32 protein-coding genes are annotated in these 25,559 nt (G+C 68.6%); 11 read left to right on the top strand and 21 right to left on the bottom strand.

The genetic code is table 11. From position 1 onward, the window contains the following. Nucleotides 1-98: 98 nt before the first annotated feature. Nucleotides 99-617 (bottom strand): YceD family protein, encoded by a 519-nt coding sequence (locus ACVPT3_RS07880; protein ID WP_492043583.1) that lies wholly within the window; start codon nucleotides 615-617, stop codon nucleotides 99-101. A 4-nt stretch (nucleotides 618-621) separates the two neighbouring features. Beyond that, nucleotides 622-1,158 carry a ubiquinol-cytochrome C chaperone family protein gene (locus ACVPT3_RS07875; RefSeq protein ID WP_492043582.1) on the bottom strand — a complete coding sequence of 179 codons (537 nt, stop codon included), beginning with the start codon at nucleotides 1,156-1,158 and terminating at the stop codon, nucleotides 622-624. 91 nt (nucleotides 1,159-1,249) lie between these two features. On the opposite strand from ACVPT3_RS07875, the gene ACVPT3_RS07870 reads away from it, so the two are divergent. Then, complete coding sequence (locus ACVPT3_RS07870; protein WP_492043581.1) at nucleotides 1,250-1,729, top strand: outer membrane protein assembly factor BamE; 480 nt, start codon at nucleotides 1,250-1,252, stop codon at nucleotides 1,727-1,729. Nucleotides 1,730-1,794: 65 nt separating this feature from the next. Here the strand turns inward: ACVPT3_RS07870 and ACVPT3_RS07865 are convergent, their stop codons facing one another. The 13 genes from ACVPT3_RS07865 to hemA form a co-directional block, all read right to left on the bottom strand. After that, entirely contained in the window at nucleotides 1,795-3,942 is a 2,148-nt protein-coding gene (locus ACVPT3_RS07865) for a sodium-translocating pyrophosphatase (protein ID WP_492043580.1), read from the bottom strand. Between the two features lie 176 nt (nucleotides 3,943-4,118). Then, complete coding sequence (locus tag ACVPT3_RS07860) at nucleotides 4,119-4,562, bottom strand: hypothetical protein (RefSeq protein ID WP_492043579.1); 444 nt, start codon at nucleotides 4,560-4,562, stop codon at nucleotides 4,119-4,121. Nucleotides 4,563-4,605: 43 nt separating this feature from the next. Continuing rightward, nucleotides 4,606-5,595: a thiamine-phosphate kinase gene (gene thiL, locus ACVPT3_RS07855; RefSeq protein WP_492043578.1), complete on the bottom strand. Its 990-nt coding sequence runs from the start codon at nucleotides 5,593-5,595 to the stop codon at nucleotides 4,606-4,608. Further along, nucleotides 5,595-6,119 carry a transcription antitermination factor NusB gene (gene nusB / locus ACVPT3_RS07850; protein WP_492043577.1) on the bottom strand — a complete coding sequence of 175 codons (525 nt, stop codon included), beginning with the start codon at nucleotides 6,117-6,119 and terminating at the stop codon, nucleotides 5,595-5,597. Before nusB ends, thiL begins: the two co-directional genes overlap by 1 nt. After that, a complete protein-coding gene (gene ribH / locus ACVPT3_RS07845) occupies nucleotides 6,116-6,577 on the bottom strand; it encodes a 6,7-dimethyl-8-ribityllumazine synthase (RefSeq protein ID WP_492043576.1) in 462 nt (153 codons plus the stop codon). Before ribH ends, nusB begins: the two co-directional genes overlap by 4 nt. Next, nucleotides 6,574-7,689: a 3,4-dihydroxy-2-butanone-4-phosphate synthase gene (ribB, locus tag ACVPT3_RS07840; protein WP_492043575.1), complete on the bottom strand. Its 1,116-nt coding sequence runs from the start codon at nucleotides 7,687-7,689 to the stop codon at nucleotides 6,574-6,576. Before ribB ends, ribH begins: the two co-directional genes overlap by 4 nt. A 20-nt stretch (nucleotides 7,690-7,709) precedes the next feature. Continuing rightward, the gene (locus ACVPT3_RS07835) at nucleotides 7,710-8,300 is read right to left on the bottom strand and encodes a riboflavin synthase (protein ID WP_492043574.1); all 591 of its coding nucleotides are present in this window, start codon (nucleotides 8,298-8,300) and stop codon (nucleotides 7,710-7,712) included. 60 nt (nucleotides 8,301-8,360) lie between these two features. Continuing rightward, nucleotides 8,361-8,981, bottom strand: coding sequence for a RibD family protein (locus ACVPT3_RS07830; RefSeq protein ID WP_492043573.1), 621 nt, complete (start codon nucleotides 8,979-8,981; stop codon nucleotides 8,361-8,363). Next, nucleotides 8,981-9,451, bottom strand: a complete 471-nt coding sequence (gene nrdR / locus ACVPT3_RS07825) for a transcriptional regulator NrdR (protein WP_183195385.1) — start codon at nucleotides 9,449-9,451, stop codon at nucleotides 8,981-8,983. Before nrdR ends, ACVPT3_RS07830 begins: the two co-directional genes overlap by 1 nt. A gap of 8 nt (nucleotides 9,452-9,459) precedes the next feature. Continuing rightward, the gene (glyA, locus tag ACVPT3_RS07820; RefSeq protein ID WP_492043572.1) at nucleotides 9,460-10,743 is read right to left on the bottom strand and encodes a serine hydroxymethyltransferase; all 1,284 of its coding nucleotides are present in this window, start codon (nucleotides 10,741-10,743) and stop codon (nucleotides 9,460-9,462) included. Nucleotides 10,744-10,999: 256 nt separating this feature from the next. Next, nucleotides 11,000-11,173: a DUF6898 family protein gene (locus ACVPT3_RS07815; protein ID WP_492043571.1), complete on the bottom strand. Its 174-nt coding sequence runs from the start codon at nucleotides 11,171-11,173 to the stop codon at nucleotides 11,000-11,002. Between the two features lie 2 nt (nucleotides 11,174-11,175). Beyond that, nucleotides 11,176-11,532 carry a hypothetical protein gene (locus ACVPT3_RS07810; protein WP_492043570.1) on the bottom strand — a complete coding sequence of 119 codons (357 nt, stop codon included), beginning with the start codon at nucleotides 11,530-11,532 and terminating at the stop codon, nucleotides 11,176-11,178. A gap of 38 nt (nucleotides 11,533-11,570) precedes the next feature. Further along, nucleotides 11,571-12,797 carry a 5-aminolevulinate synthase gene (gene hemA / locus ACVPT3_RS07805; RefSeq protein WP_492043569.1) on the bottom strand — a complete coding sequence of 409 codons (1,227 nt, stop codon included), beginning with the start codon at nucleotides 12,795-12,797 and terminating at the stop codon, nucleotides 11,571-11,573. A gap of 222 nt (nucleotides 12,798-13,019) precedes the next feature. Here hemA and mutL point away from each other — a divergent pair, with 222 nt between their 5' ends. The 3 genes from mutL to ACVPT3_RS07790 all read left to right on the top strand — a co-directional run bounded on the left by mutL (nucleotide 13,020) and on the right by ACVPT3_RS07790 (nucleotide 16,098). Beyond that, nucleotides 13,020-14,906, top strand: a complete 1,887-nt coding sequence (mutL, locus tag ACVPT3_RS07800; protein WP_492043568.1) for a DNA mismatch repair endonuclease MutL — start codon at nucleotides 13,020-13,022, stop codon at nucleotides 14,904-14,906. Nucleotides 14,907-15,105: 199 nt separating this feature from the next. Next, nucleotides 15,106-15,573 (top strand): low molecular weight protein-tyrosine-phosphatase, encoded by a 468-nt coding sequence (locus ACVPT3_RS07795; protein ID WP_492043567.1) that lies wholly within the window; start codon nucleotides 15,106-15,108, stop codon nucleotides 15,571-15,573. A gap of 174 nt (nucleotides 15,574-15,747) precedes the next feature. Continuing rightward, complete coding sequence (locus ACVPT3_RS07790; RefSeq protein WP_492043566.1) at nucleotides 15,748-16,098, top strand: endonuclease domain-containing protein; 351 nt, start codon at nucleotides 15,748-15,750, stop codon at nucleotides 16,096-16,098. 190 nt (nucleotides 16,099-16,288) lie between these two features. Here ACVPT3_RS07790 and ACVPT3_RS07785 read toward each other — a convergent pair whose 3' ends face one another. Next, a complete protein-coding gene (locus tag ACVPT3_RS07785; RefSeq protein WP_492043565.1) occupies nucleotides 16,289-16,582 on the bottom strand; it encodes a hypothetical protein in 294 nt (97 codons plus the stop codon). A gap of 98 nt (nucleotides 16,583-16,680) precedes the next feature. Between ACVPT3_RS07785 and ACVPT3_RS07780 the strand changes: the two genes are divergently transcribed. Both ACVPT3_RS07780 and ACVPT3_RS07775 read left to right on the top strand, forming a co-directional pair. Beyond that, complete coding sequence (locus tag ACVPT3_RS07780; RefSeq protein ID WP_271165858.1) at nucleotides 16,681-17,196, top strand: RNA polymerase sigma factor; 516 nt, start codon at nucleotides 16,681-16,683, stop codon at nucleotides 17,194-17,196. Then, nucleotides 17,193-17,765 (top strand): hypothetical protein, encoded by a 573-nt coding sequence (locus tag ACVPT3_RS07775; protein WP_492043564.1) that lies wholly within the window; start codon nucleotides 17,193-17,195, stop codon nucleotides 17,763-17,765. The genes ACVPT3_RS07780 and ACVPT3_RS07775 overlap by 4 nt, the downstream gene beginning before the upstream one ends. Before the next feature lie 7 nt (nucleotides 17,766-17,772). Here the strand turns inward: ACVPT3_RS07775 and rsmD are convergent, their stop codons facing one another. Together rsmD and ACVPT3_RS07765 are read right to left on the bottom strand one after the other, a co-directional pair. Next, complete coding sequence (gene rsmD, locus ACVPT3_RS07770) at nucleotides 17,773-18,336, bottom strand: 16S rRNA (guanine(966)-N(2))-methyltransferase RsmD (RefSeq protein ID WP_492043563.1); 564 nt, start codon at nucleotides 18,334-18,336, stop codon at nucleotides 17,773-17,775. A 3-nt stretch (nucleotides 18,337-18,339) separates the two neighbouring features. Next, nucleotides 18,340-19,914 carry a pseudouridine synthase gene (locus ACVPT3_RS07765; protein WP_492043562.1) on the bottom strand — a complete coding sequence of 525 codons (1,575 nt, stop codon included), beginning with the start codon at nucleotides 19,912-19,914 and terminating at the stop codon, nucleotides 18,340-18,342. Between the two features lie 12 nt (nucleotides 19,915-19,926). Here ACVPT3_RS07765 and tadA point away from each other — a divergent pair, with 12 nt between their 5' ends. Both tadA and ACVPT3_RS07755 read left to right on the top strand, forming a co-directional pair. Beyond that, nucleotides 19,927-20,385: a tRNA adenosine(34) deaminase TadA gene (gene tadA / locus ACVPT3_RS07760; RefSeq protein ID WP_492043801.1), complete on the top strand. Its 459-nt coding sequence runs from the start codon at nucleotides 19,927-19,929 to the stop codon at nucleotides 20,383-20,385. 39 nt (nucleotides 20,386-20,424) lie between these two features. Next, on the top strand, nucleotides 20,425-20,868 hold the full coding sequence (locus tag ACVPT3_RS07755; protein WP_492043561.1) for an MliC family protein: 444 nt from the start codon (nucleotides 20,425-20,427) through the stop codon (nucleotides 20,866-20,868). On the opposite strand, the gene ACVPT3_RS07750 is transcribed toward ACVPT3_RS07755, so the two are convergent. From ACVPT3_RS07750 to ACVPT3_RS07740, 3 genes are read right to left on the bottom strand one after another with little or no spacing between them, the layout of a single operon-like run. Next, nucleotides 20,865-21,452: a GNAT family N-acetyltransferase gene (locus tag ACVPT3_RS07750; RefSeq protein WP_492043800.1), complete on the bottom strand. Its 588-nt coding sequence runs from the start codon at nucleotides 21,450-21,452 to the stop codon at nucleotides 20,865-20,867. The genes ACVPT3_RS07755 and ACVPT3_RS07750 overlap by 4 nt on opposite strands. Further along, nucleotides 21,452-22,558 carry a 3-dehydroquinate synthase gene (gene aroB / locus ACVPT3_RS07745; protein WP_492043560.1) on the bottom strand — a complete coding sequence of 369 codons (1,107 nt, stop codon included), beginning with the start codon at nucleotides 22,556-22,558 and terminating at the stop codon, nucleotides 21,452-21,454. The genes ACVPT3_RS07750 and aroB overlap by 1 nt, the downstream gene beginning before the upstream one ends. Beyond that, nucleotides 22,555-23,121 carry a shikimate kinase gene (locus tag ACVPT3_RS07740; RefSeq protein WP_267513562.1) on the bottom strand — a complete coding sequence of 189 codons (567 nt, stop codon included), beginning with the start codon at nucleotides 23,119-23,121 and terminating at the stop codon, nucleotides 22,555-22,557. Before ACVPT3_RS07740 ends, aroB begins: the two co-directional genes overlap by 4 nt. 125 nt (nucleotides 23,122-23,246) lie before the next feature. Here ACVPT3_RS07740 and ACVPT3_RS07735 point away from each other — a divergent pair, with 125 nt between their 5' ends. The 3 genes from ACVPT3_RS07735 (at nucleotide 23,247) to ACVPT3_RS07725 (ending at nucleotide 25,523) form a co-directional block, all read left to right on the top strand. Further along, nucleotides 23,247-24,149, top strand: a complete 903-nt coding sequence (locus ACVPT3_RS07735) for a site-specific tyrosine recombinase XerD (protein ID WP_492043559.1) — start codon at nucleotides 23,247-23,249, stop codon at nucleotides 24,147-24,149. A gap of 17 nt (nucleotides 24,150-24,166) precedes the next feature. Continuing rightward, the gene (locus tag ACVPT3_RS07730) at nucleotides 24,167-24,460 is read left to right on the top strand and encodes a DUF1902 domain-containing protein (RefSeq protein ID WP_492043558.1); all 294 of its coding nucleotides are present in this window, start codon (nucleotides 24,167-24,169) and stop codon (nucleotides 24,458-24,460) included. Nucleotides 24,461-24,575: 115 nt separating this feature from the next. Continuing rightward, a complete protein-coding gene (locus ACVPT3_RS07725; protein WP_492043557.1) occupies nucleotides 24,576-25,523 on the top strand; it encodes an acetyl-CoA carboxylase carboxyltransferase subunit alpha in 948 nt (315 codons plus the stop codon). Nucleotides 25,524-25,559: the final 36 nt, after the last annotated feature.

Raw genomic sequence — 25,559 nt, 5'->3', positions numbered from 1 at the left:
CGAATAGCCGCGTCGTCTTGTCGCGCGACGCTGTATATAGGGCGCTCGACGATAGCGCCGAAGTCGGGGGATGCAACCACCCGGCCCTTACGTCAACCTCAGGCTTGATCGTCCTGGGGCTTCAGGGCCTTCAGCGCAGCGAAGGGCGAGATTTCGGCAGGCTCTTCCGGTTGCACGAACTCCGCGTTCGGCTTGCGCGGGAACGGATCCAGCGACAGCACCAGCTGCTCGACCGCGTACTGGCCCAGGTCGATCTTTCCGTCCTCGATCAGGTCGGCGTCCTCCTCGTCCAAGGTGACCTCGATCTCGTCGGTCTGCTGCGGCGCGGCCTCGACCAGCTGGATCGAGAATCGGCGGTCCACATCGACCGGCAGCGGCTCCAGCGTCAGCCCGCAGGTCTGGACCGCATGGGCCGAGACCCGCCCCTTCATCGTCCATTCGCTGGTCGACGGGGTCGGCTTGACCTCGATCTCGACGACGAAGTCCTCCAGCCCCTGAAGATCCAGGGCGCGCGCGATTCGCTTGCGCGCGTCCGCGTCCGGCTCCAGCCGCCGGCTCAGCCCGGCGCCGATCTGGTTGACCCGCACCGTCTCGCTGTAAGGAAGGCTTACGCTCATCGTCTCAAACATCCGTCCAGGCTGGCTTCGCCAGCACTTCGTTGAATTTCTGCGCCGCCAGACCGGCTCGCGCGGCCAGGGCGTAGCGCGCCAGATCGGCCGCCCGTTCCGCGCCTGGCTCGGCCCCCGTCTTTCCGTAGACATTGCGCGCCAGGGCCTCGGCCAGGGCCGTCGCATCGTCGTCGCGCAGCGGCGTCTCATAGGCGTTCATCCGCCCGTACAGGGCCTCGCCCAGCTTGCGCATCTTCTTGCCGACCGAGACGTCGCCGACGCCTTCTTCGCGCAGCGCATGGTCCAGGGCCGACACATAGACGTCGAACAGGGCCTGGGCCGCGTCCCGCCCGGCTTCGGTGTTCTCATCGCGCAATCGCAGCACCAGCAACAGCACGTGCAATGTATAGAGCTCGAACCGCGCATCGATCCGGTCGGCCACGCCCAGGCGGATGTAAAAGCCGACATTTCGCGCCTGTTCCACCGCCAGGGCGTAAAGCGCGTCGCCGATACGGACGCCGGTCCGGGGTTTGAACAGGTTTTTCAGCATGGTTTTATACGGCCCCTTTTCCGCCGCGCCGTTGAACTAGGACGCAGGTCCGTCTAGGTCAAAGACCTTGTTCTCTCGCAGGCGCCCGATCATGTCTCGTTTCGTCCCGCTTTTCGTCGCCGTTTCCCTGGCCGGCCTGTCCGCCGCCTGCGCCCCGACGATCGGTTCCAACGGCTTCCAGGCCATCGACGCCAAGCCCCAGGACATCGTGGCGGGGACCGACACCAAGGAAACCGTCCTGGCCCGCCTCGGTTCGCCCTCGACGACTTCGACCTTCGAGCCGGACCAGGTCTGGTACTACATCAGCCAGACGACCGAGAAATACACCTACAACCGCCCGGTCATCTCCAGCCGCACCATCACCGAAGTCACCTTCGAACCGAACGGCGACAAGGTCGCCGGCGTCCGCACCCTCGGCCTGACCGACGGCGAGCAGATCGCCATGAACACCAAGGAAACCCCGACCCGCGGCCGCGCCCTGACCGTGCTGGAACAGCTGCTGGGCAACGTCGGCCGCGGCCAGCTGCCGCGCACCGAGGACGACACCCCCGGCCAACGTCGTCCCGACTAAGGGCCCGACGCATCGCGAAAAGAAAAACGCCCCGGAGATCGCTCTCCGGGGCGTCTTCGTGTCGGCTAGCCGATATTTCCGCTCGCCAGCACCGCCAGCAGCAGCAGGGCGACGATATTGGTGATCTTGATCATCGGGTTCACCGCCGGGCCGCTGGTGTCCTTGTAGGGATCGCCCACCGTATCGCCGGTCACGGCCGCCTTGTGCGCCTCCGAGCCCTTGCCGTGGACCACGCCGTTCTTGTCGGTGAAGCCTTCCTCGATCACCTTCTTGGCGTTGTCCCAGGCGCCGCCGCCCGAGGTCATCGATATGGCCACGAACAGACCGGTGACGATCACCCCCATCAGCATGGCGCCGAGCGAGGCGAAGGCGTTGGCCTTGTCCGAAATCGCCAGCACCGCGACGAACAGGACGATGGGCGACAGCACCGGCAGCAGCGACGGCACGATCATCTCGCGAATCGCCGCCCTGGTCAGGATGTCGACCGCCCGGCCGTATTCCGGCTTGACCTGATAGGTCATGATGCCGGGGTTCTCGCGGAACTGACGCCGCACCTCGGCGACCACGGCCTCGGCCGCGCGCCCGACCGCCATCATCGACATGCCGCCGAACAGGAAGGGCAACAGCCCCCCGAACAGCAGGCCCACGACCACATAGGGGTTGGTCAGGTCAAAGGCGATCGGCCCCATGTCGGCGAAGAAGGGATAGTCCGCCGGATTGGCAGAGAAATACTGCAGGTCCGACGTATAGGCCGCGAACAGCACAAGCGCCCCCAGGCCCGCCGAACCGATGGCGTAGCCCTTGGTCACGGCCTTGGTCGTATTGCCCACCGCGTCCAGCGCATCGGTCGAATGCCGCACCTCGCTGGGCAGGCCCGCCATTTCGGCGATCCCCCCGGCGTTGTCCGTCACCGGCCCGAAGGCGTCCAGCGCCACGATCATCCCCGCCACGCCCAGCATGGTGGTGGTGGCGATGGCGATGCCGAACAGGCCCGCCAGCTGGAAGCTGGCCACGATGCCGACGATGATGGTCAGGGCCGGAAGCGCCGTTGCCTCCAGCGACACCGCCAGCCCCTGGATCACATTGGTCCCGTGACCCGACACCGAGGCGTTGGCCACCGACTGCACCGGCCGGAAGTTCGACCCCGTATAGTATTCCGTCACCACCACGATGGCCGCCGTCACCGCCAGCCCGACCATGCCGGACCAGAACAGGGCCATCGGCTGGATCGTCAGGCCGCTTCCGGTCACGATCGGTCCCGTCACCATCTGGTCGATCACCCACCAGACCGCGCCGATGGACAGGACGCCGGTCACGATCAGCCCCTGATACAGGGCGCCCATGATGTTCTGGCTCTTGCCCAGCCGCACGAAGAAGCTGCCGATGATCGAGGTGACGATACAGACCGCACAGATCGCCAGCGGCAGCACCATCAGCGTGTCCACATAGGGCTGGCCGCGGAAGAAGATGGCGGCCAGCACCATGGTCGCCACCGTCGTCACCGCATAGGTTTCGAACAGGTCGGCCGCCATCCCGGCGCAGTCGCCGACATTGTCGCCCACATTGTCGGCGATGGTCGCGGCGTTCCGGGGATCGTCTTCGGGAATCCCGGCCTCGACCTTGCCCACCATGTCGCCGCCGACATCAGCGCCCTTGGTGAAGATGCCGCCGCCCAGTCGCGCAAAGATCGAGATCAGCGACGCCCCGAAGCCCAGGGCCACAAGGCCGTCGATCACTTCACGCCCGACCGGATCCAGCCCCATATGGTGCGTCAGCACGATATAATAGCCCGACACCCCGATCAGGGCCCCGCCCGCCACGAACATGCCGGTGATGGCCCCCGACCGGAAGGCCAGGTTCAGCCCCTTGGACAGGCTTTCGGACGCCGCCTGCGCCGTACGCACATTGGCCCGCACCGAAATCAGCATGCCGGCGTAACCGGCCGCGCCCGACAGGACGGCCCCGATCACGAAACCGACCGCCGCATAGACGCCGATCAGCAGATAGGCGGCGATCAGGATCACGATCCCGACCAGGCCGATGGTCAGATATTGCCGCTTCAGGTAGGCCGAGGCGCCTTCCTGGATGGCGGCCGCGATCTCTCGCATCTTGTCATTACCGGTGCTCGCCTTCATCAGCGCGGCGGTCTGAACGGCGCCGTACAGCACCGCCAGAACACCGGCCGCGAAGACCAGCGTAAGATAGATCGTCATTGGCGTTTCCATGCCCTTGCAACAGGCGCACGGGCCTTGGCGCGGTCGGGCGTTATCGCCTCTGTCCGCCTTCCGGTCCCCCCGAGCGCGGCGGACGCGTCAGTGCGTCCCTTGGGATTTGCAAGGTCAGCGTGTCATGAGGACCGCGTTGACGCAACCGTGATCGATCAGCCGGCTCAGCGCGCCGCGATCATGCCCGCCCGACGTCGGGGGGCCTGGTTCAGGATTTCGACCCGGGAGACCGAGCCCCGCCCGGAAATGCCGTTGGCCGCCGCCATCAGCGCCGCCGACAGCCGCCCCTCGTCCAGCCGGGTCCAGTCGCCTGGAACGGTGAAGGGCGTGCGATGGGCGGCCTTGACCAAGGCGTCGCGGAAGAAGGCCTCCTTCAGCCGCATCTGCTCCAGCGTCTTGCCCCCGCCGATATGCAGCTTCAGCGACACGAAGACATAGTTGCGAACCCGGCCGTCCGCGATGACGGGCAGCCCCAGTCCCGGCAGACTCAGCGCCGGCGCCTCGGCAGGCGTCTTGCTGGACGAGGCGCCGGCGGGTGTCGCGGCCGCCGTCGCGACGGCCCCTGCCAGTGCGGCGCTTGCGGCGGTGATCAGGGTTCTACGATCCATGGCCGCCAGCTTAACGGTGCACGGTTAGGATTCTGTTTCCGCCTCAGTCGTGGGTCCAGCCGCCCTGTTTCATGGGGACAACCCGACCCGCGTAGCGAACGGTCACGCCCGCGCCATCGGTCACGGCTCCGATCTTCGTCAGGCGTGTGAAACGGCGTTCGGCCTCGCGCCGCAGCGTCTCCTCATGGCGGGGATGGGCCGTAAACACGATCTGATAGTCGTCGCCGCCGGCCGCCAGGATCGACAGGGCCGCCTGCTCATCGACCCGGTTGTCGAGCCAGGACTGCGCGGCGGCGGACAAGGGCAGCACCGCCAGGTTCAGCTCGACCCCCCGCCCGCTGGCCTTGGCGATATGGGCGACATCGGCCGCCAATCCGTCGGACACATCGGCCGCCGCCGTCGCCAGCTCGCGCACCACCTTGGCGAAATCCAGCTGGGGCGCCGGCGTGCGATAATGGGTGATCAGGGCCTCCAGACGCTCCGGCTCCAGCGACAGTTCGCCCCGCGCCGCCCGCAGACCCAGCAATCCGTCGCCGATGGTCCCGGTGACGAACACCAGATCCCCGACCTGGGCCCCGCCCCGCGACACCGTCTCGCCCTCGGGAACCCAGCCCAGGGCGGTCAGGGAAAAGACCGCCGGCCCCGGCGTCTTCACCGTATCACCGCCGATCAGGAAGACGCCGAACCGCGCCTGGTCCTCGGCCAGCCCCGCCGCAAAGGCCTCGCGCTCAGGCCAGCCGCACCGCTCGGACCAGCAGCAGGCCATCAGATAGCCGAAGGGCTCGGCCCCCTTGGCCGCCAAATCCGAAAGGTTCACCCGCAGCAGCTTCTTCGCCACGGTCTCCAGCGGATCGTCGGGCAGGAAATGCACCCCCTCGACGATGGCGTCCTTGGTCAGGACCAGGTCATAGCCGGCCCGCGACGGCAGCACCGCCACATCATCGGCCAGTCCCCTGCCCCATTCGGGATGGGCCAGGGGCCGCAGCAGCCTCTCGATCGTCTCGAACTCGCCCGCGACGTCGAGCGCCGGCATTATTTGCGCGTGTCTCTGGACACCCCGTCCAGCGCCGCATTGACGAAACGCGCCTCGGCATCGTCGAAGAAGGCCTTGGCCAGTTCGACATATTCGTCGATCACCACTTCGCGCGGCGTCTCCGGGTGCTTGATCAGCTCCCAGGCCCCGCAGCGCAGCAGGGCGCGCAGGGTGGCGTCGATCCGCTCCAGCTTCCAGTTGGACGCCAGACGCGCCTTGACGGCGGCGTCGATGTCGCGCTGGCTCTCGATCACGCCGCGCACGATGTCGGCGAAATAGGCCTCGTCCGCCTCGGCCAGGGCCTCGCCCTCGATATCGGTGTCGAAGCGGAAGTTGGAGAATTCGGTGATCACCGTCTCCACGCCCTCGCCCGCAAGCTCCATCTGATACAGGGCCTGGACGGCCGCCAGGCGCGACACGGTGCGCGCCCGGCGCTGTTTGGAGCTCAGATGGGGCTCGGCCCGCTGCTTCTCGGCCTCGGCCAGTTGCTCGAGGACGGCTTTGACGCTGTTCGGTTCAGTCATGCCCCGAGGCCTAGCCGCAACCGCTTCTTCAATGCAATGAGCTCGAGGCAGGCTTTCGCCGCTCCACCGCCCTTATCCCCTTCGGAAAGCCGCGCACGCGCCCAGGCCTGGTCCTCGTCCTCGGTCGTCAGGATGCCGTTGCCGATAATGAAACCCTTGACGCCCAGGGCCATAATACCGGCCGCCGACTGATCCGAGACGATCTCGAAATGATAGGTCTCGCCGCGGATCACGCAGCCCAGGGCGACATAGCCGTCATAACGGGGCGCGGTCGGGAACCGCCCGGCCTCCTCGGCCATGGCGATGACGGCCGGGATCTCCAGGGCGCCGGGCACGGTGACGACGTCGAACTCGGCGCCGCGCGCCTTCAACGTCTCCTTGGCGCCCTCCAGCAGGGCGTCGGCCAGCTCGTCGTAGAAGCGCGCCTCGACGATCAGAATACGGGGGGCCTCGGTCACGCCTTGTCTTCTCCATCCATGTCGCGCCAGCCGACGATGCGCAGGCCATAGCCCTCCAGCGCCGTCGGTTCGGGTCGCGTCGAACTCATCACGATCATGTCCTTGACGCCCAGGTCCAGCAGGATCTGCGCCCCGACGCCATAGGCCCGCAGCGACCGGTCCACCGCCGCCGGCTTGTCCACGCCCGCCAGCCGCTCCGCCAGCGAGTTCAGCGACGGATCGCGCAGGAAGACGACCACGCCCGGACCGTCATGGTCGGTGATCTGTTTCAGCGCCTTGGGCACATAGTCCTGGCGCGTCTCGACATGGCCCAACAGGTCGCAGGCGAAATCCACCTGATGCATCCGCACCAGGGTCGGCTTGGACGGATCGATCTTGCCGTGGACCAGGGCGACGTGTTCCGCGCCCTCGATGGTGTTCCGATACAGCATCAGGCGGAACGGCCCGCCGTGGACGCTCTCGAACGGCGTATCCATGACCCGCTCGACGAACCGCTCGGTCCGGCGGCGATAGGCGATCAGGTCGGCGATGGTGCCGATCTTCAGTCCGTGCAGCTGGGCGAAGGCGACCAGATCGGGCATCCGCGCCATCTCGCCGTCGTCTTTGATGATCTCGCAGATCACCCCGGCCGGCGTCAGGCCCGCCATGCGGCTGATGTCCACCGCCGCCTCGGTATGGCCGGCGCGGACCAGCACCCCGCCGTCGCGCGCCACCAGGGGGAAGATGTGGCCGGGCGAGACGATGTCGTCCATGCCCTTCGACGCGTCCGTCGCCACATGGATGGTGCGCGACCGGTCAGCGGCGGAAATGCCGGTGGTCACGCCGTCCTTGGCCTCGATCGAGACGGTGAAGGCGGTCTTCATGCTCTCACGATTGTCCGCCGCCATCGGCGGCAGGCGCAGCTGGTTCGCGCGCTCGGCGGTAATGGCCAAACAGACCAGGCCGCGCGCCTGGCGGATCATGAAGTTGATCTGTTCAGGAGTGGCGAACTGGGCGGGGATGATGATGTCCCCCTCGTTCTCGCGATCCTCGGCGTCCACCAGGATGTAGGGGCGGCCGTTGCGGGCGTCCTCCAGGATGTCCTCGATGGGACTGATCGGGCTGTCGTTCATATTACTGGCTGCAAGCTGCATCACGCCGTCTCCTGCCACCGCGCGAGGTATCGCGCCAGCATGTCGATCTCGAGATTGACCGGATCGCCGACCTTCAGGCGGCCCAGGGTCGTCACATCCCACGTATGCGGGATGATATTCAACGAAAACACCCGCCCCTCGACGCTGTTCACCGTCAGGGACACCCCATCGACAGTGATCGAGCCCTTGGCGGCGATATAGCGGTGCAGGGGCGCCGGCGCCTCGACCTCGACCCGGTGCGACCCTCCCTCCGGCGTGATCGACACGACCCGGCCCAGGCCGTCGACATGGCCCGACACCACATGGCCGCCCATCTCGTCGCCCAGCTTGGCCGCCCGCTCCAGATTGATCCCGTCGCCGGCCTTCCAGGCGCCCAGGGTGGTCTTGGACAGGGTCTCGTTCGACACTTCGACCGCGAACCAATCCGGCCCCTTCTCCGTCACCGTAAGGCAGCAGCCCGCGTGGCTGATCGAGGCGCCCAGGTCGATCCCGGCGACGTCCCAGGCGGTCTGGATCTCATAGCGGCGATCCCGCTCGGTCTCGCGGACGTCGCGAACGCGCCCGATGTCGGTGACGATTCCGGTGAACATTTCGGCGCTGGCCCCTTCCGGACCCGAAAACACAGTCTGAAATCAACAGAAACGACGGCGTCAGAAACGCGCGTAACGTTCCCACAGGTCGTCTCCGACGGGCTCGACGCCCAGGCGACAAAACTTGGGGGCCTCCGCCAGCTTTGCAAGAGCCAGGGCCGCCACACAGGGCCGCCCCTCCCCGCCCAGCAGGATCGGCGCCCGGAACCACTCCAGCCGGTCCACCGCCCCCGCCCTCAGGAAGGCGGCCGCCACCTGCCCCCCGCCCTCGATCAGCACCGACTCGACCCCCGCCGCCTTCAGCGCCTTCAGCACCGCCGGGATCGCCGGACGCCCGTCCTCGGCCTCGACCTGTCGCACCTGAGCCGAGCCGACCGCACGCGCTTCAACCGCCGTCAGGATCAGCGTGTTCTCGCCCGCCAGTTTCGCCGTCGTCGGCGTCCTCAGCCGGCTGTCCAGCACCACCCGCAGCGGCTGGTCCACGCTGCGCCCCGGCAGGCGCGCCGTCAGTTCGGGATCATCCTTCAGCACCGTCTCGACGCCCACCAGTATGGCGTCATGTCCGGCGCGCAGCCGATGGCCTTCCAGCCGCGCCGCCTCGCCGGTGATCCATCGGCTCTCGCCCTCGGCCGTGGCGATCCGCCCGTCCAGCGACGTCGCCAGCTTCAGGGTGACGCGCATCAGGCCTTGCCGGAGGGCTCGTCGAAGCCTTCGTCGCCTAAAAATTTGGCGAAATCGCCGGTCGCGCGGAAGTCCTTGTAGACCGAGGCGTAGCGGACATAGGCCACCTCATCCACGCCCTTCAGCGCCTTCATGATGAAGTCCCCGACCGTGCTCGACGGCACCTCGGTCTCGCCCAGGCTCTCCAGCTGACGCACGATCCGGTTGACCATCTGCTCGATCTGTTCGGGCTGGACCGGGCGTTTGCGCAGGGCCACACCCAGCGACCGTTCCAGCTTGTCCCGCTCAAACGGCGTGCGCCGCCCGTTGCGCTTCAGGATGACCAGCTCACGCAACTGCACCCGCTCGAAGGTGGTGAAACGCCCATTGCAGTTGGGGCAGGACCGCCGCCGTCGGATCGCCGAGCCGTCGTCCGACGGCCGGCTGTCCTTAACCTGGGTGTCCTGATGACCGCAGAAGGGGCACTTCATCGGTCAGGTCATCCGTAGATGGGGAAGCGGTTCGTCAGCTCCCGCACCTGGGCCGCCACGCCCGCGACCACGGCCGGATCGGCTTCGTCGCCGCCGTTCATCGACGAGACGACGTCGGCGATCCAGTGGCCGATCTGCTTGAACTCGTCCTCGCCGAATCCGCGCGTCGTGCCCGCCGGGGTGCCCAGGCGAACGCCCGAGGTGACGGTGAAGGGGGCGGTGTCGAACGGCACGCCGTTCTTGTTGCAGGTCATCAGCGCCTTTTCGAGCTCGTGCTCGGTCGCCTTGCCGGTCACGCCCTTGGGCCGCAGATCGACCAGGGCCAGGTGGCTGTCGGTGCCGCCCGAGACGATGGCCAGGCCGCGCTCGACCAGGACGCCGGCCAGGGCCTGGGCGTTCTTGACCACTTGCTGGGCGTACAGTTTGAACTCGGGCTGCAGCGCCTCGCCGAAGGCCACGGCTTTGGCCGCGATCACATGCTCCAGCGGCCCGCCCTGCAGTCCGGGGAAGACGGCCGAGTTGATCTTCTTGCCCAGGTCCGCGTCGTTGGACAGGATCATGCCGCCGCGCGGTCCGCGCAGGGTCTTGTGCGTCGTCGTGGTCACGACATGTGCGTGCGGGATCGGATCGGGATAGGCGCCCCCGGCGACCAGGCCGGCATAGTGGGCCATGTCCACCATCAGATAGGCGCCGACGCTGTCGGCGATCTCGCGGAACCGCTTGAAGTCGATGTGACGGCTATAGGCCGAGGCGCCCGCCAGGATCAGCTTCGGCTTCTCCTTCTGCGCCATCTCCGCCACGTGGTCATAGTCGATCAGATGGGTGTCTTCGGTGACCTTGTAGGTAACGGGCCGGAACCACTTGCCCGACTGGTTCGCCGGCGACCCGTGCGTCAAATGCCCGCCGCAGGCCAGGTCCATGCCCAGGAAGGTGTCGCCCGGTTGCAGCAGGGTGAAGAAGACCGCCTGGTTGGCCTGCGCGCCCGAGTGGGGCTGCACATTGGCGAAGGCCGCGCCGAACAGTTTCTTGGCCCGTTCGCGCGCCAGATCCTCGGTCACATCGACGAATTCGCAGCCGCCATAATAGCGACGACCGGGATAACCCTCGGCGTATTTGTTCGTCAGGACCGAGCCCTGCGCGTCCAGCACCGCCTGGGAGACGATGTTCTCGGAGGCGATCAGCTCGATCTGCTCCTTCTGACGCCCCATCTCGCCCTGAATGGCCTTGAAGACGTCCGGATCGGCGTCGGCCAGGGTCTTGGTGAAATAGGCGTCATGGGTGAAGGCGGTCACGTCGGAATCCCCGCGTCTGAGAAGGCCGCCTATCTAGTCCGCACCGGACCGAACCACAATATCTTGTGTCTTAGCTTCCCTCTCCCGCCGGGAGAGGGCTTGAGCGCCTGAGAGCGTAGCGACCAGTCTTGCGCGACCCGAAGGGCGGCGCGAAGCAGCCAAAGGGTGAGGGTAAGGTGGTGCGAGTTGGCCCACCGGCGGGTCCCTCATCCGGCCCTTCGGGCCACCTTCTCCCCACGGGAGAAGGAAAAAGAATTCAACGCCCCAACGCCCGCTTCAGCTTCGCGATCGCCACCCGCTCCACCGCCTTGGGCTCGTTCACCGGCCCCATGGCGCTGACCTCGCGCCCGGTCGCCACATGGATGGCCGAGCATTTGATATAGGGTCCGTTGCGCACGAACTCGACAATGATCTCGCCGCCGTCGCCCATGATCAGAGCGTCTTCAGCGCCCGCGACAGATCGACGGTGTCGAGCTCGCCGTTCCAGTATCCAATCAGGGCGTCGCTGTTCAGCCGAATCCACGCCTGCACCGCCTTCAGATCGGCAGTGGGCAAAGGCCCGTGGATCAGTTCCGGCTCGGGCCGCACGCTGACGGTCGCGATATCGTCCACGTCCATACGGTCACCGTGCGCCCGGCAGACCTTGACCCGGGCGTCATGTCGGGCGTGGCCTTTGGGGCTGACCCAGACGGTCATCGGCAGGCCCGTATGTCGCGGATACAGGTTCGCCATCTCGAAAAGGTCGACCTCCTCGGGCGGCGTGTCCGGCGCAGGATGATGGACGTTCATGCCGCCATCATAGCCCAATGCGGGTCTTCACGAAACGATCAGGCCGCCACCGACCGCCGCGCCACATTGCAGTGGGCGAACAGCCGGTCCATCGCCAGGACCAGATGATCCATCATCTCATCGGTATGGTTCGGCGAAGGGGTGAAGCGCAGCCGCTCGGTCCCCTTGGGCACGGTCGGATAGTTGATCGGCTGAACATAGACGCCGTACTCGTCCAGCAGCATGTCCGAGATCATCTTGCAGTGGATGGGATTGCCGACATGCACGGGCACGATATGGCTCTCTGAGTCCATGACGGGGATCCCGGCGGCGGCGAACCGCGCCTTCAGGGTCGCCGCGCGTTCCTGATGCTGCACCCGCAGCTCGGGATGGGTCTTCAGATGCCGCACCGAGGCCAGGGCCCCCGCCGTCAGGGCCGGCGGCAGGCTGGTGGTGAAGATGAAGCCCGAGGCCCAGCTGCGCACCGCGTCGATGATCACGGCGTCGGCGGCGATATAGCCGCCCATGACCCCGATGGCCTTGCCCAGGGTGCATTCGATGATGTCGATCTGGTCCAGCACGCCGTCACGCTCGGCCACGCCGGCGCCGGTTTCGCCATACAGGCCGACCGCATGGACCTCGTCCAGATAGGTCAGGGCGCCATATTTCTTGGCCAGGGCGACCGTCCCGGCCAGGTCGGCGATGTCGCCGTCCATCGAATAGACGCTCTCGAAGGCCACCAGCTTGGGCGCCCCGGCCGGGGCGGCGGCCAGCAGGGCCTCCAGATGGGCCAGGTCGTTATGCTTGAAGATATGACGCTCGCCGCCGCCGTGCCTGATGCCGGCGATCATCGAGGCGTGGTTCAGCGCGTCGGAAAAGGTGATCAGGCCGGGCAGGATCTTTTGCAGGGTCGAAAGCGTCGCCTCGTTGCCGACATAGCCCGAGGTGAACAGCAGCGCCGCCTCCTTCTGGTGCCAGTCCGCCAACTCGGCTTCCAGATCGACCGCCGACCGCGTCGTCCCCGAGATATTGCGCGTGCCGCCGGCCCCGGCGCCCACCGCCTCTATCTCGTCCTGCATGGCCTTCAGCACGTCCGCGTGCTGGCCCATGCCGAGGTAGTCGTTGGAGCACCAGATCACGACGTCCTGTTCGGACCCGTCCTCGCGGCGACGCACCGCCTGCGGAAACTGGCCGCGCACGCGTTTCAGGTCGGCGAAGACGCGATATCGCCCTTCGCCGCGCACCTGTTCCACCGAGTTTTCAAAGGCGGCTTTATAGTCGAACAAGCTAGTGGTTCTTTCGCTTATGGCGATCTTCTCCCGTTCTTTGCGCCGGGTTCCGGCGCTTGTCCATGTCCGGCGCATGGACAAAACGCCCCAAACCTTTAATTGATAACGGTTCTCAGACGCGACACCGGGCGCGAGACCTGGCGCGAGACGCCCCGCCTCGCCTGCAAGTCTCAACCGCCGTGGCGCGAATCCCTTCAGCCCCCTATCTTGCCGGGTCTGATGCCCATCCGCCGCCTCTCCCCCGAAACCGTCAACCGCATCGCCGCCGGCGAGGTGGTCGAGCGGCCGGCCAGCGCCATCAAGGAACTGGTCGAGAACGCCCTGGACGCCGGAGGCCGCAATATCGAGATCCAGGCCGACGGCGGCGGCCTGTCGCGCATCCTGATCGCCGACGACGGCAAGGGCATCCCGAAAGCCGAACTGCCCCTGGCCATCGAACGCCACGCCACCTCCAAGCTGGAGCCCGACGACGCCGGCGACGTGGACCTGTTGCGCATCCACACCCTGGGCTTCCGGGGCGAGGCCCTGCCCTCCATCGGCTCGGTCGCCCGCCTGTCGATCACCACCCGGTCGCGTGACGAGGCCGAGGCCTGGGTCATCCAGGTCGAGGGCGGCGCGACCCGTCCCCTGGCCCCCGCCCCCTTCCCCGGCCCGCACGGCGCGCGGGTCGAGGTACGCGACCTCTTCTACGCCACCCCCGCCCGGCTCAAGTTCATGAAGTCCGAACGGGCCGAGGCCATGGCCATTTCGGAAGAGATCAAACGCCAGGCCATGGCGCACGAGGCCGTCGCCTTCACCCTGTCGCTGGACGGCAAGGTCGCCTTGCGCCTGCCCGCCGAACACCCCGGCGACGAGGGCCGGCTGAAGAGGCTCTCGGCCCTGCTGGGTCGCGACTTCGAGGCCAACGCCCTGCTGATCGATCAGGAGCGGGACGGGGTGCGCCTGTCGGGCTATGCGGGCCTGCCCACCTATTCGCGCGGCAATGCGGCGCATCAGTATCTGTTCGTCAACGGCCGCCCGGTGAAGGACCGGCTGCTGCAAGGGGCCCTGCGCGGCGCCTATGCCGACTTTCTGGCCAGGGACCGGCACCCGGCCGCCGTCCTGTTCCTGGACATCGACCCGCTGTACGTGGACGTCAACGTCCACCCCGCCAAGGCCGAGGTCCGGTTCCGCGACCCCGCCCTGGTGCGCGGCCTGATCGTCGGCGCCCTGCGCCACGCCCTCCACGCCGCCGGCCACCGCGCCTCCACCACTGTCGCCGCCGACGCCATGGCCGGGTTTCAGCCCCACACCGGCGTCTCCACGGGCCCCGCCTACAGCCCCAGCTCTCCGTCGGCCCAGGGCTTCAGCGGCTGGACCGGCTGGTCCCAGCCCGCCGCCGCCGCGCAAGTCCTGCCCGGCCTCAACGAACGCAGCGCCCGCGTCGAACCCAGCTGGGACGGCCCCGCCTGGCCCCAGCAAGCGCCCGCCGACCCCGCCCCTCACGACCCTCGATTCACCCCTCACGCCCCCATCGACCCGCTCGACTACCCCCTGGGCGCCGCCCGGGGCCAATTGCACGCCAACTATATCGTCGCCCAGACCCGCGACGGCCTGGTCATCGTCGATCAGCACGCCGCCCACGAGCGACTGGTCTATGAGCGGATGAAGGCCCAGATGGCCGAGGGGTCCGTGACCCGCCAGGCCCTGCTGACGCCCGAGGTGGTCGATCTGGACCCGGCCGAGGCCGAACGCGTCGCCTCGCGCGCCGACGAACTGGCCGAGATGGGCCTGATCGTCGAGGCCTTCGGCGCCGGCGCCGTCCTGGTGCGCGAGACCCCGGCCATGCTGGGTGACACCGACGTCCAGGGCCTGATCCGCGACATCGCCGACGATTTAGCCGAACACGGCGCCGCCCTGTCGCTGAAGGAGCGGATGGCCGAAGTCTGCGGCACCATGGCCTGCCACGGCAGCGTCCGCTCCGGCCGCATCCTCACCGCCCCGGAAATGAACGCCCTGCTCCGCCAGATGGAGGCCACCCCCCATTCGGGCCAGTGCAACCACGGGCGGCCGACCTATGTGGAGCTGAAGCTGCACGATCTGGAGAAGCTGTTCGGGCGGCGGTGAGCCCCCCCCCCCCCGGCGCCCCACCACCGTTCCCTAAACCGTCATCCTCGGGCTTGTCCCGAGGATCCATACTCCCGGTCTCAACGCCGGCGCACCCTGCGGACACACCGGGCGTATGGATCCTCGCCACAAGGGCGAGGATGACGCGTGGAGAGACATCGCCCTAACCCGACACGGCTTCATCCGCTAAGATCACCCCATGCCCTCCATCCTCTTCGTCTGCCTCGGCAACATCTGTCGCTCTCCCCTCGCCGAGGCCGCCCTCCGCGCCGAGGCCCAGCGTCTGCGGCTCGACCTGATCGTCGAGTCCGCCGGCACGGGGAACTGGCATGTCGGCCATCCGCCCGATCCGCGCGCCCAGGCCGTGGCGCGCAAACATGGGATTGATATTTCCGGCTATCAGGGCCGGCAGGTGACGCCGGCGGACTTCCGCCGCTTCACCCACGTCATCGCCCTGGACCACGACAACCTGGCCAATCTGCGCCGGATCCAACCCGCCGATGCGGTCGCCGTACTCAGCCTGCTGCTCGACCACGTGCCCGGCCGCGAGGGCCAGGCCGTGACCGATCCCTATTTCGGCGACGACGCCGGGCTCGAGGTCACCTGGGCCGAGGTGACGGCGGCGGCGGAACAGCTGGCCGGGAGACTGCGCCGCACGCGCGACTGACCTCGCCCCCTCCGTCTCGCCGGCTTCGCCGGCGATCCACCTCCCCCAAGGGGGGAGGATTTCGGTCATCGCCGTTCGCATTCCTCCCCCCTTGGGGGAGGGGGACCGCCGCGCCTCTTCGCGCGGTGGTGGAGGGGGCTTGCCGCGCACCGGGTCTCGGCGCACATTCCCGCCATGGATGCATCACGCAAAACCCTGGATCGCGCGCGTGAACTCCGCCGCAGCCTGACCCTGCCCGAAGTCCTGTTGTGGCAGGCGCTGCGCAAACGCGGGCTGTGCGGCGCGCGGTTCCGGCGTCAGCATCCGATCGGGCCCTATATCCTCGACTTCTACTGCGACGCGGCCCGGCTGGCGGTGGAAATCGACGGGTCCAGCCATGACACGCCCGATCAGGCGCGGCATGACGCCCGCCGCACCGACTGGCTGACCCAGAGGGGCGTCGCCGTGCTGCGGATACCGGCGCGGGATGTGCTGGCGGACATGGCCGGGGTGTTGGAGGGGATCGGGTTGCGGCTCAAGGCCTAGCCGGGCCCCCTCCGTCGCGGCGCTTTGCGCCGCGCCACCTCCCCCAAGGGGGGAGGATCTCGGTCGTCATCACCGTTCGCATTCCTCCCCCCTTGGGGGAGGGGGACCGCCGCGCCTCTTGCGCGGTGGTGGAGGGGGCTTGCCGCGCGGCCGGCGCCCGAAGCTGGCCCCCCTCCGTCGGCTTCGACGATCAGTCGCGGCCCCGTCCCGTAATCTTGCGCCAGATCCGCTTGCGCGCCTCGACCACCGACACCCCCAGCAGGGCCGCCGTGGTCCAGAACAGGGCCTCGGTCGTCACCGCCGCGACGAGGACCAGGGTGATGCGCGCGCCGCGATCCACGTCCAGATAGAGGCCGATCCCCAGGCCGATCCAGGCGCAGATCGCCCCGACCAGCAGCAGCAGGGCCAGCGCCTTCAGGAACCCCTTGCCGCGCGTCAGCACGCCCTTTTTCGGCGTCTCTACCGTCCCCGTCTCGATCGTCATGGCGAACTCCTTTGTTTTTCGACGCCTGACCTGAAAGTCTCGGCAGGTTCCTGAGTCTTTCATCCCGACCGACGATTTTTTCACGGAGACCGCCGCGCTTGGGACGCGACCAGACCTTCGAGGCCCTGCTGGCCGAGCACGGCGGCATGCTGCGCCGCATCGCCTCGGCCTATGAGGCGGATCGCGAGCGGCGGCGCGAGCTGGAGCAGGACATATTGCTGGCCGTCTGGCGCGCCCTGCCCAAGCACCGGGGCGAGGCGCCCTTGCGCCATTTCATCGCCCGCGTGGCCCACAACCGCGCCGTCACCCATGTGGCGCGCGAGGCGGCCGAGCCGCGCCGCCAGCCGCTAGACGAGGCCGCCCCTTCGGACGCCCCCACCCCGCACGAGGCGGCCGAGACGCGGGATCTGCACGACCGGCTGGGCCAGGCGGTGCGCGCCCTGCCCCTGTCGCTGCGCCAGCCGGCGCTTCTGACCCTGGAAGGCTTCGCCCCGGCCGAGATCGCCGACATGCTGGGGATGAACCCAAACGCCGTCTCCATCCGCCTGACCCGCGCCAAGGCGGCGCTGCGCGAGGCGCTGAACCCCACACCGTCCCAAGAGGTCCGCCCATGACCCGCCCTGATGACGACTGGACCGACCTGACCCAGGCCTGGACCGAGACCCCCGACCCCGAGCCCCGGCTGGACGCCGGCTTCATCCGGTCGCTGCGCCGCCGCGACCGGCTGGCGCGGCTTAATTTCTGGCTGGAGATGGGCGGCGGGGTCGTCGTGCTGGGGGTCGTGGGCTGGGGCGCGTATCGCGGCATTCCCCTGGCCCCGCTCGCGGCCGGCCTGGTCTTCGTCCTCGTGGCCCTGGGCCTGACTGTCTGGGCGCGACGCGATCATCCCGGCCTATTGACCGAGACGCCCCAGGCCGGGCTTCGCTTCGCCCTGGGCCAGGCTCGCACCGGCTACCGCTGGGCCCTGTCCGGCGTCGCCATCAGCGTGGCGGCCATGATCTTCCTGCTGGTCATCCAGACGACGGTCGATCCCGCGCGGGGACCCGCCGGGGCATTCATCGCCGGAATGTTCGGCTTCCTGGTGATCTGCATCGGCTACTACCTGCGTCACGCCCGCCGCTGCCGCCGTCGGATGGCGGCGCATCGGGCGGCGCTGGAAGCGCTGGAAATGGACGCCCCCTAGGTCCGGATTAGGCGACCCTGAGGAACAGAACCCGCGCCGCGCCGTAATCCCGCGCGTCCAGCCGTTCATAGCCGGGCGTGTCGATGTCCGGCTCGCCCGAGCCGCGCTCGAACACCACGACGGCGCCCGGCTTCAGCCAGTTGCCCTCGATCAACCGAACCAAGGTCTGCTCCCCCAGCCCCCTGCCATAGGGCGGGTCCAGGAAGGCGATGTCGAAGGCCTCGCCGTCCGATCCGGGCCGGACGCCCAGGTCCGTCGCGCTGCGCCGATGGACCCGCGTGCGCCCCATCACCCCATAGGCGTCGGCGTTCTCCCGGATCGCGCCTCTGGCCCCGTCATCGGTCTCGACGAACAGGCAGAAGCCCGCCCCCCGACTGATCGCCTCGAACCCCAGAGCGCCCGATCCGGCGTACAGGTCGATGACTCGCGCGCCGTTCAGGCTCTCGGCCCAGGCGGCGTGTTCCAGGACGTTGAACACGGCCTGCCGCGCCCGGTCCGAGGTCGGGCGCGTGCCCTGCCCCTCCGGCGCGACGATGGCCCGGCCCTTCAGGCTTCCCGCAACGATCCGCAAGCCTCAGCTCCGGGGCGTACGGGGCTTGCCCCCCGGCGCACGGCCGCTGGTGCCGGACGGGCCAGCCGGCTTGCCGCCGCCGGTCCGTGGCGGCCGGGTCTCACGACTGCTGCCGCTCGCGCCGAAGCCGCGCGGCTTGAACTCCCGCTTGCCCGCGTCTGCGCCCGCCGTGCGCGGCTTGTACTCGCGCTTGGGTCCGTCGCTGCTACGGGCCGGAGCCCCCTCGCGCGGCGTGTAGGCGCGAGCGGGACGGTCGCCGTCCTCGCGCGGCTTGTAGGTGCGGGCCGGGCGTTCGCCGTCGGTCGGCGCGCCTTCACGCGGCTTGAAGGTCTTCTTCGGATGGGCGGTCTTGGGCGCAGCCTTGGCCCAGCCTTCCTTCTTCGGCGGGCGCTCGCGGCGCTCGACCGCGTCGGCCTGGGCCGTTTCGGCGGCTCGGACGCGGCTGGGCTTGCGCGACGGGTCGGACATGGCCGAGCCCGAGGCGCCCTTGAGAATCGGCGTGGACACGCGACGACCGGGGATGGGCGCAGGCGTCTCGACCGTATTGCCGGTCGGCAGGTTCTCGGGCCGGATGTAGTCGGCCAGCAACTCGCGGATCACGCGCGGCCCGATCTCTTCGACCGACCCGACAGGCAGGACGTCCAGACGGAACGGGCCATAGGCCAGGCGGATCAGGCGGTTGACCGTCAGGCCGACGGACTCCAGCACCTTGCGGACTTCGCGGTTCTTGCCCTCGGTGATCGACACCGAGATCCACAGGTTGCTCGGGACGCGGCCGTCCTCGGATTTGGACTCCTTGGCCTTGTCCAGCGTCGCCACCATGGGGCCGTAGGAGATACCCTCCACGACGGCGCCGTTCTTCAGCTCGTCCAGTTGTTCTTGCGTGATCTTGCCCCGCGCCCGCGCCCGGTACTGACGCACCAGCCCGGCCGAGGGCAGCTCCATCGCCCGGCTCAGCTCGCCGTCGTTGGTCAACAGCAGCAGGCCTTCGGTCGACAGATCCAGCCGCCCGATCGAGATCACGCGCGGCAGACCGGCCGGCAGGGCGTCGAACACCGTCGGGCGTCCGGTCGGATCCCTGTGGCTGGTCAGCAGGCCGGCAGGCTTGTGATAGCGCCAGACGCGCGTCGCCTGGGTCGAGCCCATGGGCTTGCCGTCCACGGTGATCACGTCGTCGCGCGTCACCAGGGTCGCGGGCGTGTCCAGGATGCGGCCGTTGACCGCCACCTTGCCCAGGCCGATCAGCCGTTCGACCTCGCGGCGCGAGGCGATGCCGGCGCGCGCCATGGTCTTGGCGATTCGCTCGGCACGCAGAGGCGTGTCGGTCTTGGCCGAATTGGATGACGGTTTTCCGTCCTTGCCGGCGCCCCCGCTGCGGGGCCGGTCGCCCGTCCCGGCCCGGTCAGGCTTGTCGCCGAACCGCTTGGGGCCGTCTTCGCGAGGGCTGCGCGGCTTGTCGCCGAATGATTTCGTCCCGTCGCCGCTCTTGCGAGGACCGGAGGATTTAAAGGGCCGGGGCGACCGTTCGTCTTGACGGGCGCGGGGCTTCTTGTCGTTGTCGTCTGTATGGCGGACCATGATGAGCGGTTCATGCGCATGGCGCTGGACCAAGCGCAAGCGGCGGCGGACGCAGGAGAGGTGCCCGTGGGCGCAATTCTTGTCGATCCTGCCTCAGGTGAGGTAATTTCGACCGGCGCCAATGGTCCAATCGCGTTACACGACCCCACCGCCCATGCCGAGGTCGTCGCGATGCGACGCGCGGCGACGGCGCTGGAAAACTACCGTCTGACCGGCCTGACCCTGTATGTGACGCTGGAGCCCTGCGCCATGTGCGCCGGCGCCATCAGCCACGCCCGAATCGGCCGCGTCGTCTGGGCCGCCGACGATCCCAAGGGCGGGGCGGTGATCCACGGCCCTCGCCTGTTCGAACAGCCCACCTGCCACTGGCGCCCGGCGACGGACTGGGGTCTTCTGGCGGACGAGTCGTCCGGCCTGCTCAAATCCTTCTTCCGTCAACGGAGGGGAACGGCCGCGAGCGGCGCACGTTAGACCGGCGCGCCAAGCGGCGCCGTTGTGAGGATAAGCGTCTTGTTCAAGCCGGTTCCGCCGTCGTCCCTCGTCCACCGCGGCCTGGCCGCCCCCGCCCTTGTCGCCGCCCTGGCGCTTCTGGCCGCCTGCGGACCCGATCCCGACAAGGCGCCCAGCACCGGCGACGAGGTCAAGGAACGCGCCATCGACGCCCAGACCGCCCGCCAGCGCACCGGCGCCGAGGTCCAGGACCGCACCCTGAACCGCGTCGTCCACACCGTCTATCTGTGCGACAACGGCGAGCGGCTGTCGGTCGATTTCGACAACCCGCGCCAGATGGCCACCATCCGCAACTCGTCGGGCGAGGCCATCGACCTGTACCAGGAGCGCGCCGCCGACGGCATCTGGTACCGCGCCTCCAACGTCGAACTGCGCGGCAAGGGCGTCTTGGCCACCTGGTCGGTCCAGGGCCGCCAGCCGACCCAATGCCGGGCCGTGGATTAGGCCAGCGCCGCCAGCCGTCGATCCAGCCCGTCCCGCACCTCGGGCCAGTCGTCATCGATCACGGCGAACATGGCCGTATCCCGCGCACGCCCTGTCCAGGTGATCTTGTGCTTCCTCAGCACGCCTTCGGCCCGGGCGCCCAGTTTGAGGATCGCCGCCCGGCTTCGGGCGTTGAGGGCGTCGGTGATGATCTCGACCCGCACCGCCCCGGCGTCAAAGGCATAGCCCAGCAACAGCCGTTTGCAGGCCGGATTGATCGCCCCGCCCCGCGCCTCGGGCCGATAGAAGGTCGAGCCGATCTCGCAGCGTCGATAGGCCGGATGGATCTCGTACAGGCTGGTCGTGCCGACCACCGCCCCGTCCGAGCGCCGCCGCACGGCATAGGCGATTCGCGTCCCGGACCGCATGGCCGTCACGGCGCTGTCCCACCAGCCGCCGAAATGCTCGCCCTGGGCGGAGCCGACCATGGCCGCCCAGGCCTCGGGATCGCAGTCCAGCGCCGCGCAGACCTCGTCTTTCAGCCCGTCCTCGAACGGCTCCAGCCGCACGAACCCATCCTCCAGCGGGACCGGAACGATCCGCATCACGCCGTCGCGCCTTCCTCAATCAGGAAGGCGCGCACCTTGTCCGCGTCCACGCCCTTGGCCACGAAGGCCTGGCCGATCCCGCGCGCCAGGATCAGGGTCAGGGCCCCGCCCTCGGCCTTCTTGTCGCCGGCCATCAGGGCCAGCAGCCGGTCCGCCGCAAACACGCCCGCCTGATCCAGCCGCGTCGGCAGGCCCGCCGCCGCGACCACCGCCTCGACCCGCGCCACATCCTCGGCCGAACACAACCCCTCGCGCGCCGAATAGCGGAAGGCCATGCAGCAGCCCAGGGCGACCCCCTCGCCGTGGGCCAGCGCGCCTTCGTCGAAGCCGACCTCGGTCTCGACCGCATGGCCGAAGGTGTGGCCCAGGTTCAGCAGGGCGCGACGCCCCGCCTCCTTCTCGTCCTCGCCGACCACGGCGCTCTTGATCTCGACCGAGCGGATCACGGCCCGTTCCAGCGCCGCCGGATCGCCTTCGGCGCCCGCCGCCCCCTCGCCCGCCAACCAATCAAAGAAGGCCGCGTCGCAGATCAGCCCGTGCTTCAGCACCTCAGCCCAGCCGGAGCGCACCTGCCGTTCAGGCAGGGTCGCCAGCACGTCGATGTCGGCCAGCACCAGGCGCGGCTGGTGGAAGGCGCCGACCAGGTTCTTGCCGCGCGGCGTGTCGATGGCCGTCTTTCCGCCCACGGACGAGTCCACCTGGGCCAGCAGGGTCGTCGGAATCTGCACGAAGTCGATCCCGCGCATGTACAGCGCCGCAGCCAGTCCAGCGAGGTCGCCGACCACGCCGCCGCCCAGGGCGATGACCACGTCCTTGCGGTCCAGCCCCATCTCCAGCAGCCGGTCCAGCACCCGCTCCAGTTGGGCAAAGGACTTCGACCCCTCGCCCGCAGGCACAGACACGATCTCGCTCTCCACGCCCGCCGCCGTCAGCGACACCGTCAGGGCCGGCGCATGGATGCGCGCCACGGTCTCGTCGGTGACGATGACGGTCCGGCCCTTGGCCAGCGGCGCGATCCGTTCGCCCGCCTGGGCCAACAGCCCGCGTCCCACCACGACATCATAGGCCGCGAAGGCCCCGCCGCTGACTGGAATGATCGTCACGTCTTCGTCTCCGCGCGCCGTCTCTGGCGCCAGTGCCGGCGCAGGTTCTTGTGAATGGCGTCAACCGCCTGACCGTGAGAGCCCTGCCCCACATCGACGGCCACGTCCGCCTCGCCATAGATTGGATAGCGGACCTCGGCCAGGTCGGTCAGCACCGTCAGCGGGTCCTTGCCGCGCAGAAGCGGCCGGGTGTCGCGCCGCGCCACCCGTTCCGCGATCACCTTCAGGTCGGCCCTCAGCCAGACCGTGTCGGCCCGTTCCTTCAGCAGGGCGCGCGTCTCCGCATTCATCATCGCCCCGCCGCCGGTGGCCAGCACAATGGGCGGCCCCTCCAGCAGGCGGCGGATCACCCGCGCCTCGCCGGCCCGGAACTCTTCTTCCCCCAGAGCGGCGAAGATTTCGGACACGGTCATCCCGGCCGCCGATTCGATCTCAACATCACCGTCGGCGAACGGCAATCTCAGCCGATTGGCCAGACGGCGCCCCACCGAGGATTTGCCCACCCCCATCAACCCAACCAGGGCTATGGTGCGGGTCGGACCCGGATTCGCGCGCCGCCTCATCCGGCGGCTCCGGCGGAACAGACGGTCGAGGAAACGGAGAAGGCGGCGACGCAGGCAGGCATGATCCTGAAAACCTCTACACCAAGCCTGACCACGCGCCATCCGTTCGCAGGACGGATTGCGCCATGACGCCCCAGATCGAGGCCTTTCTGGAGATGATGGCGGTCGAACGCGACGCCTCGCCCCACACCCTGTCGGCCTATGGGCGGGATCTGAGCGACGCCGAAACCGCCTTGTCGAACGCCGGCGGACTGATGAAGGCTGACGCCGAGGCGCTGGAGGCCTGGTTCGCCGACCTGTCGCGCCGCGGCCTGTCCGCCGCCACCGCCGCACGCCGTCGCTCCTCCGCGCGTCAGTTCTATCGCTTCGCCCTGGCCGAGGGATGGCGGACCGATGATCCGTCGCGCCGTCTGGACGCCCCCCGGCAGGGCCGTCCCCTGCCCAAGCTGCTGAGCCGCGACGAGATCGACCGCCTGCTGGCCGCTTCCGCCGCTCGTGACGCGGCGGCGGGCCTGCGCCTGGTCGCCCTGGTCGAGATGGCCTACGCCTCGGGCCTGCGCGTGTCGGAGCTTCTGGGGCTGAAGGCCGACGCCGTGCGCCGCGACCCCGCCTATCTGATCGTGCGCGGCAAGGGCGGCAAGGAACGGCTCGCGCCTCTCAACGCCGCCGCCCGCGAGGCGATCAAGGCCTGGCTGGCCGCCCGCGGCGCCCGGCGAAAACCCGAGGCGCCGGACAGCCCCTGGCTCTTCCCCTCGTCCGGCCGCACCGGCCATCTGACCCCGCGCCGTTTCGCCCAGCTGCTGGACGAGGCTGCGATCAAGGCGGGGATCGACCCCGCCCGCGTCAGCCCCCACGTCCTGCGCCACGCCTTCGCCACCCACCTGCTGGAGGGCGGCGCCGACCTGCGCGTCGTCCAGACCCTGCTCGGCCACGCCGACATCGCCACGACCCAGATCTACACCCACGTCGCCACCGACCGCCTGGCCCAGGTCGTCCAGCAGAACCACCCCTTGGCGCGGGATGATTGACGGCGCATATTCGAGCCATGGCCGAGGATTTCTACGTCAAGGCGATTTGGGATCCTGATGCCGAAAGCTGGTTCAGCGACTCCAACATCGTTGGCCTCGTGATCCAAACCGCGACGCTGACCGAGTTCGAAGTGCTGGCCCGGCATTTCGCTGCAGAGCTTCTGGCCGAGAATATGAATCTTATCGGCGACACCCTCATTCGGTTCGAGGCTGCAGCACATTTCACGGTCGCGGCTCTTCCCTTCCCTCTCCCAGCGGGAGAGGGCTTGAGCGCCCGAGAGCGCAGCGATCGGTCTTGCGCGAAAGGGTGAGGGTCGCGGTGGTGCGAAGTCTGGAGAACCGCCGCTTGCCCCGTCGCCTCGACCTCTCTAGTTTCCCCCGCCTTCCCTAGGGGCGGTTTTCCCGCCTGCAGTCCCGGACGCCTTTATGGCCACGCACTATCTCGACTTCGAAAAGCCGATCGCCGATCTGGAAGCCAAGATCGAGGAACTGTCGGCCCTGTCCGAAACCTCGGGCGGCTTCGACGCCGAGATCGCCGGCCTGCGCAAGAAGGCCGAGCAGCTGCGCAAGAAGACCTACGCCGGCCTCGATCCCTGGATGAAGACCCAGGTGGCGCGCCACCCCCAGCGGCCGCATTTCGTCGACTATGTCGAGAGCCTGTTCACCGACTGGAACGAACTGCACGGCGACCGCCAGTTCGGCGACGACCAGGCCATACTGGGCGGCCTCGCCCGTTTCCGCGGCCGTCCGGTCGTGATCATGGGCCACGAAAAAGGCCACGACACCGGCACCCGCATCACCCACAATTTCGGCATGGCCCGGCCCGAGGGCTATCGTAAGGCCGTGCGCCTGATGGACATGGCCGAACAGTTCGGCCTGCCGGTGCTCAGCTTCATCGACACCGCCGGCGCCTATCCCGGCCTCGGCGCCGAGGAGCGCGGTCAGGCCGAGGCCATCGCCCGCTCGACCGAACGCTGCCTGACCCTGGGCGTGCCCTCCATCGCCACCATCACCGGCGAAGGCGGCTCGGGCGGCGCCATCGCCATCGCGGCGGCCAGCCGCGTGCTGATGCTGGAGCATTCGATCTATTCGGTCATCTCGCCCGAAGGCGCGGCCGGCATCCTGTGGCGCGACGGCGCCCGGGCGCGCGACGCGGCCATGGCGATGAAGATCACCGGCCCGGACCTGATGGGGCTCAAGATCGTCGACCGCCTGATCGACGAACCGGTCGGCGGCGCCCACACCGACCGCGACGCCGCCATGGCCAATGTCGGCGACGTCCTGGCCGAGGAACTGAAAGCCTTCGAAGGCCTGTCGCCGCAGCAGATCAGGACGCAGCGCGCGGACCGGTTCTACGCCATCGGCGCCCTTTGACCGAACAGCGTTAACCGCCCATCCATCATATGCGGC

The sequence above is a fragment of the Brevundimonas sp. FV1ps31S genome (assembly GCF_058681265.1).
The sequence above is the reverse complement of the archived record's forward strand: the minus strand, read 5'-3'. Positions and strand labels throughout refer to the sequence as shown.

Coding starts and splice junctions, on each gene's coding strand:
- ACVPT3_RS07790 (WP_492043566.1), top strand. CDS start 15,748: ATGGATGCATCACGCAAAACCCTGGATCGCGCGCGTGAACTCCGCCGC.
- ACVPT3_RS07830 (WP_492043573.1), bottom strand. CDS start 8,981: ATGCGCGTCACCCTGAAGCTGGCGACGTCGCTGGACGGGCGGATCGCC.
- ACVPT3_RS07750 (WP_492043800.1), bottom strand. CDS start 21,452: ATGCGGATCGTTCCGGTCCCGCTGGAGGATGGGTTCGTGCGGCTGGAG.
- ACVPT3_RS07785 (WP_492043565.1), bottom strand. CDS start 16,582: ATGACGATCGAGACGGGGACGGTAGAGACGCCGAAAAAGGGCGTGCTG.
- thiL (WP_492043578.1), bottom strand. CDS start 5,595: ATGCCGGCGCTCGACGTCGCGGGCGAGTTCGAGACGATCGAGAGGCTG.
- ACVPT3_RS07810 (WP_492043570.1), bottom strand. CDS start 11,532: ATGAACGTCCATCATCCTGCGCCGGACACGCCGCCCGAGGAGGTCGAC.
- mutL (WP_492043568.1), top strand. CDS start 13,020: ATGCCCATCCGCCGCCTCTCCCCCGAAACCGTCAACCGCATCGCCGCC.
- ACVPT3_RS07860 (WP_492043579.1), bottom strand. CDS start 4,562: ATGGATCGTAGAACCCTGATCACCGCCGCAAGCGCCGCACTGGCAGGG.
- tadA (WP_492043801.1), top strand. CDS start 19,927: ATGCGCATGGCGCTGGACCAAGCGCAAGCGGCGGCGGACGCAGGAGAG.
- ACVPT3_RS07875 (WP_492043582.1), bottom strand. CDS start 1,158: ATGCTGAAAAACCTGTTCAAACCCCGGACCGGCGTCCGTATCGGCGAC.
- ACVPT3_RS07835 (WP_492043574.1), bottom strand. CDS start 8,300: ATGTTCACCGGAATCGTCACCGACATCGGGCGCGTTCGCGACGTCCGC.
- ACVPT3_RS07815 (WP_492043571.1), bottom strand. CDS start 11,173: ATGGGCGACGGCGGCGAGATCATTGTCGAGTTCGTGCGCAACGGACCC.
- ACVPT3_RS07870 (WP_492043581.1), top strand. CDS start 1,250: ATGTCTCGTTTCGTCCCGCTTTTCGTCGCCGTTTCCCTGGCCGGCCTG.
- nusB (WP_492043577.1), bottom strand. CDS start 6,119: ATGACTGAACCGAACAGCGTCAAAGCCGTCCTCGAGCAACTGGCCGAG.
- ACVPT3_RS07730 (WP_492043558.1), top strand. CDS start 24,167: ATGGCCGAGGATTTCTACGTCAAGGCGATTTGGGATCCTGATGCCGAA.
- ACVPT3_RS07725 (WP_492043557.1), top strand. CDS start 24,576: ATGGCCACGCACTATCTCGACTTCGAAAAGCCGATCGCCGATCTGGAA.
- ACVPT3_RS07740 (WP_267513562.1), bottom strand. CDS start 23,121: ATGAGGCGGCGCGCGAATCCGGGTCCGACCCGCACCATAGCCCTGGTT.
- ACVPT3_RS07795 (WP_492043567.1), top strand. CDS start 15,106: ATGCCCTCCATCCTCTTCGTCTGCCTCGGCAACATCTGTCGCTCTCCC.
- ACVPT3_RS07765 (WP_492043562.1), bottom strand. CDS start 19,914: ATGGTCCGCCATACAGACGACAACGACAAGAAGCCCCGCGCCCGTCAA.
- nrdR (WP_183195385.1), bottom strand. CDS start 9,451: ATGAAGTGCCCCTTCTGCGGTCATCAGGACACCCAGGTTAAGGACAGC.
- ACVPT3_RS07865 (WP_492043580.1), bottom strand. CDS start 3,942: ATGACGATCTATCTTACGCTGGTCTTCGCGGCCGGTGTTCTGGCGGTG.
- ACVPT3_RS07735 (WP_492043559.1), top strand. CDS start 23,247: ATGACGCCCCAGATCGAGGCCTTTCTGGAGATGATGGCGGTCGAACGC.
- ACVPT3_RS07775 (WP_492043564.1), top strand. CDS start 17,193: ATGACCCGCCCTGATGACGACTGGACCGACCTGACCCAGGCCTGGACC.
- ribB (WP_492043575.1), bottom strand. CDS start 7,689: ATGAACGACAGCCCGATCAGTCCCATCGAGGACATCCTGGAGGACGCC.
- ACVPT3_RS07880 (WP_492043583.1), bottom strand. CDS start 617: ATGAGCGTAAGCCTTCCTTACAGCGAGACGGTGCGGGTCAACCAGATC.